Source organism: Alteromonas sp. K632G (assembly GCF_017653625.1).
Classification (GTDB): domain Bacteria; phylum Pseudomonadota; class Gammaproteobacteria; order Enterobacterales; family Alteromonadaceae; genus Alteromonas; species Alteromonas naphthalenivorans.
This window is the reverse complement of record NZ_JAGGDM010000010.1, coordinates 69,918-81,998: the sequence shown is the minus strand read 5'-3', so window position 1 is coordinate 81,998 and position 12,081 is coordinate 69,918. Positions and strand designations below refer to the sequence as shown.

Annotated in this window: 11 protein-coding genes; 7 read left to right on the top strand and 4 right to left on the bottom strand. The window is 44.7% G+C overall.

The window, feature by feature from the left end; all coding sequences use genetic code 11:
* Positions 1–297 precede the first annotated feature (297 nt).
* Entirely contained in the window at positions 298–2,289 is a 1,992-nt protein-coding gene (locus J5X92_RS11415) for a serine hydrolase (protein ID WP_126871439.1), read from the top strand.
* Positions 2,290–2,466: 177 nt separating this feature from the next.
* On the opposite strand, the gene J5X92_RS11410 is transcribed toward J5X92_RS11415, so the two are convergent.
* The 3 genes from J5X92_RS11410 to J5X92_RS11400 are packed head-to-tail and all read right to left on the bottom strand — an operon-like array spanning position 2,467 to position 4,918.
* A complete protein-coding gene (locus J5X92_RS11410; protein ID WP_126871440.1) occupies positions 2,467–3,669 on the bottom strand; it encodes a retropepsin-like aspartic protease in 1,203 nt (400 codons plus the stop codon).
* 27 nt (positions 3,670–3,696) lie between these two features.
* Entirely contained in the window at positions 3,697–4,152 is a 456-nt protein-coding gene (locus J5X92_RS11405) for a thioesterase family protein (protein WP_126871441.1), read from the bottom strand.
* A 49-nt stretch (positions 4,153–4,201) separates the two neighbouring features.
* The gene (locus tag J5X92_RS11400; protein ID WP_126871442.1) at positions 4,202–4,918 is read right to left on the bottom strand and encodes a hypothetical protein; all 717 of its coding nucleotides are present in this window, start codon (positions 4,916–4,918) and stop codon (positions 4,202–4,204) included.
* A 178-nt stretch (positions 4,919–5,096) separates the two neighbouring features.
* On the opposite strand from J5X92_RS11400, the gene J5X92_RS11395 reads away from it, so the two are divergent.
* The 6 genes from J5X92_RS11395 to J5X92_RS11370 all read left to right on the top strand — a co-directional run bounded on the left by J5X92_RS11395 (position 5,097) and on the right by J5X92_RS11370 (position 9,791).
* Positions 5,097–5,648, top strand: a complete 552-nt coding sequence (locus J5X92_RS11395) for an elongation factor P hydroxylase (RefSeq protein WP_312847912.1) — start codon at positions 5,097–5,099, stop codon at positions 5,646–5,648.
* Positions 5,645–6,775 (top strand): ATP-NAD kinase family protein, encoded by a 1,131-nt coding sequence (locus J5X92_RS11390; RefSeq protein WP_013783488.1) that lies wholly within the window; start codon positions 5,645–5,647, stop codon positions 6,773–6,775. The genes J5X92_RS11395 and J5X92_RS11390 overlap by 4 nt, the downstream gene beginning before the upstream one ends.
* 40 nt (positions 6,776–6,815) lie before the next feature.
* A complete protein-coding gene (locus J5X92_RS11385; RefSeq protein WP_126871444.1) occupies positions 6,816–7,118 on the top strand; it encodes a YfcL family protein in 303 nt (100 codons plus the stop codon).
* 456 nt (positions 7,119–7,574) lie between these two features.
* Entirely contained in the window at positions 7,575–8,288 is a 714-nt protein-coding gene (locus tag J5X92_RS11380) for a FlgO family outer membrane protein (RefSeq protein WP_126871446.1), read from the top strand.
* Positions 8,289–8,292: 4 nt separating this feature from the next.
* Positions 8,293–9,072, top strand: coding sequence for a FlgO family outer membrane protein (locus tag J5X92_RS11375; RefSeq protein ID WP_126871447.1), 780 nt, complete (start codon positions 8,293–8,295; stop codon positions 9,070–9,072).
* 2 nt (positions 9,073–9,074) lie between these two features.
* A complete protein-coding gene (locus J5X92_RS11370) occupies positions 9,075–9,791 on the top strand; it encodes a FlgO family outer membrane protein (RefSeq protein ID WP_013783492.1) in 717 nt (238 codons plus the stop codon).
* Positions 9,792–9,946: 155 nt separating this feature from the next.
* Here the strand turns inward: J5X92_RS11370 and mnmC are convergent, their stop codons facing one another.
* Positions 9,947–12,073, bottom strand: a complete 2,127-nt coding sequence (gene mnmC, locus J5X92_RS11365; protein WP_208805804.1) for a bifunctional tRNA (5-methylaminomethyl-2-thiouridine)(34)-methyltransferase MnmD/FAD-dependent 5-carboxymethylaminomethyl-2-thiouridine(34) oxidoreductase MnmC — start codon at positions 12,071–12,073, stop codon at positions 9,947–9,949.
* Between the last annotated feature and the right edge of the window lie 8 nt (positions 12,074–12,081).

The window sequence follows — 12,081 nt, the reverse complement described above, 5'->3', positions numbered from 1 at the left end:
GAGCCGCCTTGAACGTGGCGCAGAAGTGTGTAGCATGATTTATAAGAACGCTTAATCTGAGGGATGAACGAAGGCGTCTGTGGTCCCACTTAATAGCAAAGTAGGGCGGTAATTATTTCTTGCAGTTTAATTTTGGTAAGGCGTATTCGCGAAGTATTTAAATTATAACTTGCGCAACAAAACCCTCGTAAATATCTATCTTGAAACCTTTCTTCTTTGTGCTATATCTTAAAACACGGTGTAAATTTTCTAATTAAAAAGCTCAAATCAATATTTAATTCAGTAAAGGAATACAGAATGAATTACTTAATCGTATTAGGCGCTCTATTCGTTTTAGTAGCGCCGCCTATCCTTAGCGCTAAAGAAAATCCAGTGCTGCAAACACTTGATAGTGTGAAACGGGAATTGAAAGAGGGGGAAACTCACAATTACCTCATTAAGGCCACAGAGAAGCACTTTTTTTCTGGAGAGGTTAGGCAAAACTCAGTAGATGTTAAAATTCAGGTCTTTGATCCCGAAGGCACGGAAATTAGATCCTTCAATAGTACTAAAACTGGTTTTGAGCCTTTCACCATAAATACCAAGATGACTGGCGACTATAAAGTAGTGGTAAGTCCCTTTGGTGAAAGTACCTCTGGTCTATATTCAATACAGCTCGTGCGTAACGAAGCTATCGCTAATAATCCTTCGAAACGTCTAGCGCAGTTGCTTAGTCCCTATGATAAAGAAGCTACTCCTGGTGCTGTAATTGGCGTTTTTGAAGGCGGGGAAGTCACCCACATTCATTCTGTAGGTATGGCGAACATTGCGCATGATGTCGCATTTACTCCTGATATGCCAACCAATATTGGCTCTGTTTCAAAGCAGTTTACTGCAATGGCAATACTACTGCTTGAACAACAAGGTAAGCTAAGCTTAGACGACAACATTCGTAAGTATCTCCCAGAACTCCCTGAATTCACTACTAGTATCACTCTCAAAAACGTCCTTACACATACATCGGGTTTACGAGAAATATTCAATTTATTAGGGATGCGTGGTTGGACCGGCGAAGAATTCATTTACAAAGATCAAGCTATTGACGTGGTTAAGAAGCAAACAAAGTTACAAGCTGCGCCGGGCGAGGAAATGAATTACAACAATACAGGCTTCATTCTGCTGTCACTCATTGTTGAGAGGGTTAGCGAGCAGTCATTTCCCGAATGGATGAAGGAAAATATTTTTGTACCACTTAATATGAGCAGCACTTATGTAAGACGGGACCCTGGCCATATCATCCCTAATGCGGTTCAAGGATACGACACTGACGAATTTGGTTTTCGAGAAACTGGTGACTTGTATTCAGCACCGGGTGCTGGCGGTATTTATACTACTGTCTCAGATATGGCTAAGTGGTCGCAAAATTTCATCACGGGCGCGTTGGGAGGCAAAGAATTAATTACTAAATTGACAACCCCTAATGTACTCACTAACGGTGAAGAACAAACTTATTCTCTAGGACTGGGAGTAACAGAATATAACGGATTATTGGAGTATTCTCACAGTGGTGCTGATATGGCACATTACACTAACTATGCTTTTTTTCCCAAGCTTGAAAAAGGGGTATTTTTAAACACTAATAACACAGCCTTTAACATGGGTATGTGGAACGATATTGTTGACCTGATTTTTGGCGAGCATTTTATAGAGCCATCAGAAGATGACGATAACAAAGAAGGCACAAGTAGTCTTAGTTTACCCGCAGAATATTTGGATCAGTTAGCTGGAAAGTATAAATCTGAAATGCTTGGAATGACACTGGAGATAATTGCTTCAGACGGACAGCTAAAAATGGCTTTTAATGATGAGAACAATTTGCCGATGATTGCGCTATCTGAGACAGAATTTACGGTTAACGATGGGCAATACAATGTACTCTTTTTAATGGACAATGAGGAAATAAGCGGCATCTCGATCAAAGCCAATTTCAGTACGCAGCGCTACGAGTTCACAAAGCTAGAGCTATTTGAGCCGAGTAAAGAGCAATTGGCCGACTACACTGGTAAATACTTTTCCAATGAATTAGAGGTTCTCTACACAATAGAAATTGACGAAGAGAATAGTCTTACACTCAAACTGTACAATCTCCCAGAATTGACGTTGACTCCCTCAGAGCGGGATGTCTTCAGCGAAACGTATTTCCTTTATAGTGATTTGAGTTTCATTCGAGATGAAAACGGCAAGGTAACTAAAATAGATATTAGTAACGGTAGAACGCAGGGGGTAATGTTTGAGCGTATGCCATTGTAGTTTTGAGCTTACCTGCATGGAAAGCCCAGTGATTGCTGGTGTAGTCAGATAATTTCGCAAAGAAAGCCGGTTTTCGTTCTAAGAAAATCGGCTTTTTAATGCTTACGCAAAAGATGAGTTTGACATTACGCTGAATTGAGCCAGAGACGAACGAGTAGAAGTTAGGATGTACTTGGCCTAGTCTAAAGCTTTACTTTCTTCTCTTACTTTTAAGGTCAGCTCGCTGTCTTGGGGGCTAATGGAAAAGTCGAATTTACCTAAAATATTCATGCCTAACAGCCCATCTGCGTTGGGTAACGCGTCTGTTGGTAGTACTAAGGCAGAAACTTCTTTAAATCGATAGCCCGCAAAAAGGAAACTAGGGATATGTACCAAAGGCGCATTAATGGTGCCCGACGCGGTATTTACGTCAAAGTTACCAATAAAAGTAAGGCGTCCCAAACCGCCTAAGCGGTTGAATAAGTCAGTGGTGATAGCAGTAGTGCTTGCTCCAGTATCTAACACCATGTCGGCGGTTTGATTGAGTGCTTCAACGTTTACCCGGTACTGATCGCCTTCTCGAAGGAGTGCCACGCGAGTAACGTCCTTAACTAAAAGTTCACTTCTTGCCAATGTCTCGTCTGTAGCAACTTCATTGTCATAGTTTCTTTCTCTATACGCGATATTTCGTATAGCATTGGCGGCGTTATCATCGTAAGCCAAGCTTGCAAGAACATCTTCCATTAAGGTTATTTTTTGCTGTCTAGCATAAGCTTCGGCAAGTTGAAGCGTATAACGTCTGTTATCTGGCACTCGCTGAAACAAAGGTTCATTCAAGCTTGCCACTAAATCCCACTGCCTATTTGCTTTAAGCTCTTTTTGCGCGTTGTCGTATAGGCTAGTAATCCGGCTTTCAACGTTATCTTGCATGTTAGGTGATAATGGTAGTTCAGCTAAATCGTGAAAATAAATAAGCGCTTCGGATAATGGCTGAGTTCTTAGTACCAACTCTGCCTCTAACAGTAAAAGATCTTCATTGTTAGGGAAGCGCTGTAATTCGTAGTTAAGTTGTTGATTGAGAAGTGCGTAGTTACCACTACTTAACAGTTGATGTAATGCATCAATGTTCGTTTCAGATATACCTGCCTCACGGTATGCTCTCGCATTATTGGTTGACGAGATGACCCCCTCGCTATTACCTTCGCCGTCAGTTGACGTCGAGCGCTTTGTACCTTCTGCATTCACAGCATTTTCTTTGTATGTAGCGATTTTTTCATAATCAGACATACTATTAGACGTAGCTATATCTACAGCCTGGTTTAATGACAGCCATAAATAGCCGTTCAGAAATACGGATGCAGTAAGTACCACAACTAAACATGCTAATAGCCCTTTATTCATAATGTAAAACTCCGTTGGGCTTCGCAATTAAAAGTTGGGTTTAATGCATGCATTACCATAAATTTCCTTAAAGGGTTCAGGCAAACGCTTGGGAGCGCCAGTATCTAAACTCACGCAAACAAAAGTGGTTAGTGCTTCAAATACGGTTTTTTGTCTGCGCTCACAAATAAATTGAAAGTGTCGTTTTAGGGTTAGCTTGTTATCACAACTCACAATCCACGTTGCGCATTGTAGATTGTCACCTTCGTGAGAGGGCAGGTGGTAATCAAGTTCATGGCGTTTAATCACCATGGCGCGGTTGAGCGACTGATAGTCAGAAAACTGCAATCCGAGTGAATTTGAATGGGCCCACGCCAATGCTTCTACTTGGGTTAAGTAAGCCACATTATTAACGTGGTTATAGTGATCTAAGTGACTAGCATCTATTTGCCAAGATTTGATAAAGGGCGATTGATATCGCCATGGTAATAAAGACTCTGGCATTCGGTGTAAACTCAGTTGCTACCTTGGTGCGACCGTGTAGAAGACCACATCAGGCTGTTAAATTAGTAGAAACGATAGGAAGCGGGTTATCTTCTGGCAAGGGGACTGACTCATCAAACAACACATGCATCAGTGCTTCTTCTCGTTCAAGTACAGGATGAATAAAGCTTTGCACATCGCCGATGGCTTTAAATGAGTGAAAACCATTTTCTAGTAGTTCGTGCAGCGACAATAGTCCAGCCAGTTTGGCGGGGCGTCTTGATAAGCTAATCAGCATGCCAATCCCCCTAATTTTAATTACATCGCCAAGTTGTTCGCCAAGGTGCGCAATAATATCGAGCTGGCGTTGCCTGTCTGTTTGCCGGCCTGTGTTGCGATAGGCTAGGGCGTAACTATCTCGATTTAATGGCGCTCCTTTGAGTTGATGCACCATTTGCATATCTAAATCGAAAGACAGGGCGTTCAGTGCTAACGCATCGTTCATGGCATTCATGGCTTTGGCGGGAAGCACTTTAGCAAGTTTGGGGATGACCCGAACTAAATCGGCGTCACGCTGGCTGAAATCTTTGGGGCCATACAGTTCATCTACAAAAAACTGCATGGCTTTTTGATATCGCGGTTGTTTGGCTAAATCATCGTGAGACACTAACAAGCGCTCACATTGCCAATGCTGAAGTTCGTGAATATTATCCATAATACTCACTTTATGCGCTAGGTCTCGAAGCGCATTCACTCTATGTATATGCTTAACGATATTCTGTGGCACGCAAATAACATCCTTCCGTAGTGCTTTAATACTAGCTTGACGCAAGCGAGTGGCGCATGCAAGCCGCTAAGCCTATTCCCGCCATATTTTCACTGTTATAATACCCGCCCTTAAATGTATGGCTAACGGGAAACGTCTTTGAATTTTAGTACTTGGTGCAATATAACACGGCTAACTTATTTACTCGCTACTGGAGCTGTACAGCGTGGCGAATAAGATAGACCCTGAAGTACCTGCGCTTATTACTTTGTTTAACAGCACCTTTACCGACTTTAAAACGCAGCTGGTATTAGGTGATGACGAGCCTATTTATCTTCCTGCCAATGAAGATACTCCCTATCATCGTATTGTATTTGCCCACGGCTTCTTTTCCAGCGCGCTGCATGAAATTGCCCACTGGTGTGTGGCGGGTGAGAAGCGTCGTTTACTTGAAGATTACGGTTATTGGTATTGCCCTGATGGGCGAGATGCCAAGCAGCAAGCTGAATTTGAAAGTGTAGAGATTAAGCCGCAAGCTATTGAGTGGGCGTTTACCGAAGCTGCAGGGCGCCAATTTCAAGTGAGTACCGATAATTTAAATGGTGCAGAGCCCGATAGAAAAGGTTTCACTAAAAATGTAGAAGCCCAGTTAGCGTGGTATAAAAACAATGGCTTCCCCCCAAGGGCGGCACGCTTTATCGATGCTTTAAAAAAACACACAGAAATTAACGGGAGCGCAGTAACCCAATGAACAAGCCGGTATTTCGATTAGGTGTGGTAGTTAACCCTTTTGCAGGTATAGGCGGCGCGCTTGCATTAAAAGGCAGTGACGGTGCCGATGTGCGTGAAAAGGCGTTAGCAATGGGCGCTGAAAAAAAAGCTAACGAAAAAATGGCTAAAGCGCTGTCTATAGTAGAGGCCTTGTCAGAACAGTTCACTATCGTTACCGCCGCTGGAGAAATGGGCGAAGACGTGTGTGCATCGTTAGGATTACCCTTTGAGGTGGTGTACAAGAGTGCATCGCAACAAACAGAAGGGGAAGATACCGAGCGTGCTGTACAGGCTTTCCTTAACTGTAATCTTGATGTTATTTTATTTGCTGGTGGCGATGGTACTGCCCGCAATGTGTGTAAAGTTGTGGGTGAAAAAGTGCCGGTGTTAGGTGTGCCGGCGGGATGTAAAATCCACTCGGGCGTGTACTGCGTGACTCCGTCTGCCGCAGGACAGGTCATTAGCCAAATGATCAAGGGCGAAATTGTCAGTGTGATGGAAGGCGAAGTGCGAGATATCGATGAAAACGCATTTCGAACCGGAAAAGTGATAGCAAAACACTATGGCGAGATGCGAGTGCCCGCCGAACTAACCTACGTGCAAGCCGTAAAAATGGGTGGTAAAGAGGACGAGGCGCTAGTCCTCGATGATATTGCCGCTACCATTAGCGAATTAATGGACGACAACCCAGACACCTATTTTGTTATGGGGTCGGGCTCTACCGTTGGCGCGGTTATGGAGTTTCTGGGTTTAGAAAATACCTTACTAGGTGTTGATGTAGTGCTGGATAAAACGCTTGTAGCTAGTGATGTAACTGCATCTGAATTGCTTTCGCTTACCCAAGGAAAGCCAACCCAAGTGGTATTAACCGTTATTGGTGGGCAAGGTCATATTTTGGGGCGTGGAAATCAGCAGCTTAGCCCAGACTTTATCCGCGCTATTGGCAAACAAAATATGCGGGTTGTTGCGACTAAACAGAAGTTACAATCGCTTGGTAATAAACCATTACGATTAGATTCTGGCGATGCTGAGTTAGATGCATCGCTACAAGGTGCGTTCACCATTATTACCGGTTACAAAGACAAGGTTCTTTATAACGCCGAATAGTTTAGAAATTTTAGATTACGTTTAAGAATAGGAGAAATACGTGTTACCTCCGGCTTCAGCCCCCCAACAAGTAGTAAACCAAATTGCAGCGATAGAGGCTGCGTTAGATGATGTGGTTAATCATGGTAGTGACGATGAGCTGTTTACAGCCAGTTACTTACAAGGCCATTTCGCAGTGGTATCTCGTCAGCTAGAAATGCAAAGCAGCGCAACTATGCAGCAACTAGATTCAGATATGGCAGCAAGCTTGCAAGCCGCATTTGATAACAAAGAACTAGAGGGCGAGGATGCTGCCCAGGTTAAGGGCCTTTGGTCACGATTATTCGACCAAGCGCGCAGCTAAGCGGCCAAATGTCGCACAACAAAGCGCGTAACAAGCGCACAATAAAGTGCTATGTATGAAAGCTGGAAACGGAATAATTATCCGGCAAATTACGCCTGAAAGCGGCATGGCCTTGCCGCTTAGGCACCCTCACTTTCTTTCAAGTGTTGGTGTTATTTTAAACCCCCCAGCCACGTTGACTGGCGTTCCTTTTCTAACGTTAGCTAAAAACAATATTTTCCCTCTAAGCGCCAAGTAGCGGAGTAATGCGGCTTACGGCTGTGTTTTATAGGCTTTCTGACATGGCTTGCTTTAGTTCGGCACTTTTCAGCGTTTACCTTTTCTCAGACTTTACGCGCTACATGTCATGCCCCCACAGGTTGTGGTGCGAATATTGCTAATCTTGTTGTTGATAAGAAAAGACAACAAGTGTGACGTAACGCGCTTTTTACAAATGGCTTATTTCTAGGTGAATATATGTTCGGTTTAATTCAACTTGCGAGTTACAAGCGTAGCGCTAGTAACGCACCCAAAATAGCAGGGTACTGCACGGTGCGCTGTACCTTTCGCTGTATCTTGCGCAACACTTCGCGAGCGATTTCTGCCGGATTAATACTTGCCATCATTGGGGGCTGTCAATCGTCGGACGACCCTAAAGCCCAAATGTCACAGTCTGATCCCTTGGCGGTTCCAGCCCTTGGGAATGTTGAATATCACACCTACATTTTAGCCAATGAGCTGTTTGCTGATTTGCGACCTTCTAGGCAAGCGCGCTATGCCGTGGCGGGATTTGTGCCTGTTGATACCATGAAATACAACAAGAATGATCAACATCCATTGATGATGTTAGGGCATCAATTAGAGCAGGGCATGATGACCGAAGCCACAAAACGTGGTTTTACTACTCAAGAATTTAAGCTTTCGAACGATATAATTGTTAATGACGAAAGCGATAGAGTACTTACGCGCAATATCGACCAATTGTCCGATATTGAACGGGTCGACTTCTACATAACGGGTACCTTGGTTTACCAACAGTCTGGGGCTGTGGTTAACGCAAGAATTATCAACGTAAGAAATAAAGACGTGGTGGCGGCAGCTACCCGCTTTTTCCCAGCGGAGATTTTTTGGGAAGAAGAGCGAGTAACGAGCCGTAATGGTCGACTGTACAGAACTGAAGGTGGAAGGTAACGGGATGAACGCACTATTTAAACGCACGGCTAAATGCACGGCATGTATCCTAGCAACATCAACGCTAGCCTTGAGCGGTTGCTCTATGATGTTAGGCGAAGAAGAAGTGGCAGTTGAAGAAACGTCTCGACCGGCCATGAATGTAGTAGATATTATGGCGATAGACCGTCCTTCACCAAAAAAAGAAGACGATGACGAACAGTCAGACGAGCAAGAGGGTATGGATGCGTTTGGCGCTATAGGTCAACCTACACTTTATTCCAGTGTCCAAGGGGCCTATAAAGGACGACCGCTAACTAAGCATATTGGTGATTACGTAAAAAATATGACCCAAGACCTTATCGCAAATATGGAATATGTGAATGAAAAAACGCCTATAGGCGTAACGCATTTCGCGCTTATTGATACCAATCTTCAAGAAACGGATTTGCTGGGTAAGCAAATGGCAGAGTCATTTGTTCACGAACTGCATAAATTTCGTGTGCCCGTTATCGATTTTAAAGCCACAGACTACATTCGTATTACCGACGGTGGCGACTTCGTTCTTAGCCGCGACTATTTAGAATTAAGCAGCAGTTTACCCATAGATTACGTACTTACGGGCACCATGGCTAAACACCAGGGCGGCGTGTTAGTTAACGCCAGAATTTTGGGCATAGAATCTCGCGCGGTAGTGGCGAGTGCACAAATGCTAGTGCCATTTTATGTGGTAGAAGCGCTAATCCCTAGCGACGGTAGCCAAAAGAACGGCATGCGTGATGGCGTAAAATTAAGTAGAGGTTAATCATGAAAAGGCTTATTGCTTTGCTGGCAATGGGGGTAGTCGCTAACCTCACCGCGTGTACCAGTACTGAATCAATCGGCTCTTTTTGGCTAGGTGATGACGGAGAAATTTCTCACTCTGCTGAGCCTGTTCCTGTGCCAAGGGGATCAGGCCTTGAGTACCACCCAGACTCTCGTGACCGTGAATATCAGCAGCACATTGCTGTGGATCCAGGCTACAGAGACCCTTTGCACCAAGGTTTTTCTCCTTCACAAACCCACAAACGCTTAAATGACTACGCATCGCAATTGGCGATGGACTTAATGGATAACGCAACCCGCCTTACACAGCAAGACATGGTGGGGGTGACCAGTTTTGTGCGCTTGAATGAATCTTTAGGTGATAGCACGGTGTTAGGAAATCAACTTTCTGAATACCTTATTGCCGAACTTCAAGAATTTGGGCTAGCCATTGTAGACTTTAAAATGGCTGGTGGCGTGACAGTAACGCCCTTTGGTGATTTTGTATTAAGCCGCAAAGCGAATGCACTGGCCAAGCAAGTGTCGATGGACCATGTAGTGACAGGCACTATTATTGAAGACGACAGGGGCGTTCGCATTAATGCCCGTATTGTCTCAATGCAAAACAAGCAAGTTGTTGCCAGTGCGAACATCTATATTCCCGCGTTCATCGTGACCGATTTAAATAAAGGCTTAACGGCGCAGGTGCCAGTACAATAACGGGTTACGCATCGGTGAGTTTCTAACTGCCGGTGACAATCGAATTTAACAAAAAAGCGCAGTCTGAAGTGGCCCAGTAAAATAGGCGTTCAGCACTGCGCTTTTTTATTGCAGCTTAAAAAATTGCTGCTTAAAAATAGCGATAAAAGCCATCGCTATTCATCAAAGATACTTCGTATACAGTCTCTCACCATAAACCGTGCAGGATGTACCGCCTGACACAAGTCGTTGTTTAACGGCAAAGGCTCATGAGTTAACGTGCTTGCTAATAATTCCGCCATTAAAGGCGCGGTAGTGAGGCCGCGTGACCCTAAGCAGCATAATGTGCTTACTGGAGTTGCTGGCAACGGGGCTGCGGTAGAAAGCGGCTTACCTAACGACAAACCAACATATTGAGTTTTAAGTGCGGAAAAATCTGCAAGCATGCCAGATACAGGTTGATGATCCGGTGAACCTAATCGCGTGGCAGCCCTTGCTTCGCCGTCATGCTCGAGCTGTTGTACAACATCGGTATTCGCCATGGCTTGCTGGTGGGTTTGCAGGTTTTGTTCACTTTCCTGAGCTCGTACTTCAGTAGATAGGTCGTTTTTGATGTAGGTTGAGCCAAGCGCATGTCGGTTATTTAATGCAGGAGTCATATAGCCTTTGTGGCATATCACAGTGGTTAATGCGTTTATGGGCGCTTGAGTGGTAATGGCTTCTACTTGCCCGCGCACGGGGCGCAGCGGTAATGAAGCAAAGGCATTACTGCCCACAGCACCAGCACCTGTGGCCAAAATAAGATGATCAGCAAACAAGGTCTTATTATTTGATGAATCCTTTATGCCCGCCGTTACACTAAACTCCACAGCAAGGTGGTGTGCTTGGGCAAGCGCATCTGATAATGATGTTTTGTCATTGTCATTCAGTACCGTGTGAGAAAGGTACTCATGGTGACATAATACGGTCACATCTGCGTACTGTTTTGCTTGCTCAATTAGCGCTTGCACTAAGTCAGGTGGCGATATCCAGCCCCCTTGCTCTATAAACAGTCCATCATAAGGTAAGGCAATGCTCGCTTTTTCCGATAGCGCCTCAGGGCTTATTGGTTTAATTAACGCTTCGGGCCATACACCATTAGCCTCCAGTTTTTTCTGCCGAACGGCGACCTTCTCGTTAAAGTTAAGCTGCGCAACACCGCAAAAGTCGTGTGCCACAGGCGTTTTTTTCAACGTAGTACTTGGTGGGGTATCTTTATCATCAAGCAAGGTGTGGTAAATATGCGAAGCATACAAAAAGCTATGCGCTTGAATACGGCTGGCAATACTGGCCTCGGAATGAAGCTGAGGGAAAAACCCCCCTTGTGGGTTGCCTGACGCGCCTGAGGCTAAAGCCTCTTGATCATGACATACCGTAACGTTAATGCCGCGCTTAGCTAAAGAAAGTGTCACCGTAGCTGCCGCAAGGCCATTGCCCACCACAATAACGTGGCTTTTAGGTGTAACAGCAGCTTGATTATAACGATAGTAGGGGCCTTCGAAGGCACGCTTTTCAGCTAATGTCGACGCAGCTTCTGTTTCATAAATACCCACCAACATATCGCGTTTTCTACCAAAGCCTTTACGTTTTGATACGGTAAATCCAGCGGCAGCCAACCCGCGCTTTACAAAACCCGCTGCTGTAAAGGTGGCAAAGGTAGCGCCTACTTTCGACAACCGCGCCATTTGCTCAAATAACGTGTCGGCCCACATATCAGGGTTTTTACTTGGGGCGAAGCCATCTAAAAACCATGCATCAATCAGCCCAGCTGTTGGGCTATGCCATTGAGGCAATAAATCGTGTACATCCCCAATCCACAAATCCAACGTGGTATCAAATTCAGCGAAATGACGCCTATGGCAGCCATCTAGCTCCATAGGGTAGCGCGTACTTAATGCGCCAGCTTCTCCTTTCAAAGCGGGAAATGCCAGTAATGCCTTTTCCATATCTGGTTTGGGTAGTGGGAATTTTTCCGTACTTAAAAAGAATAATTGTTTAAGCGGGTGGCTGGGATTGGCGTTTCTAAAGTGTTTAAACGCTTGCATGGCAACCAGAAAGTTAAGCCCAGTGCCAAAGCCGGTTTCAGCAATCACAAAGCTAGGGTTGCTATGTGCCTGCCAGCGTTCAACAATGCTATTTCCACCCATAAATACATATTGGGTTTCATTAATGCCACTGTCATTGGAAAAGTATACGTCGCCAAAATGGTCGGCGACAGGCGTGCCGTTTTCATTGAAATGCACGCTTGCTTGTTGAGATTTCACCGGTGTAA

Coding starts and splice junctions, on each gene's coding strand:
- J5X92_RS11415 (WP_126871439.1), top strand. CDS start 298: ATGAATTACTTAATCGTATTAGGCGCTCTATTCGTTTTAGTAGCGCCG.
- J5X92_RS11410 (WP_126871440.1), bottom strand. CDS start 3,669: ATGAATAAAGGGCTATTAGCATGTTTAGTTGTGGTACTTACTGCATCC.
- J5X92_RS11405 (WP_126871441.1), bottom strand. CDS start 4,152: ATGCCAGAGTCTTTATTACCATGGCGATATCAATCGCCCTTTATCAAA.
- J5X92_RS11390 (WP_013783488.1), top strand. CDS start 5,645: ATGAACAAGCCGGTATTTCGATTAGGTGTGGTAGTTAACCCTTTTGCA.
- J5X92_RS11380 (WP_126871446.1), top strand. CDS start 7,575: ATGTTCGGTTTAATTCAACTTGCGAGTTACAAGCGTAGCGCTAGTAAC.
- J5X92_RS11375 (WP_126871447.1), top strand. CDS start 8,293: ATGAACGCACTATTTAAACGCACGGCTAAATGCACGGCATGTATCCTA.
- J5X92_RS11370 (WP_013783492.1), top strand. CDS start 9,075: ATGAAAAGGCTTATTGCTTTGCTGGCAATGGGGGTAGTCGCTAACCTC.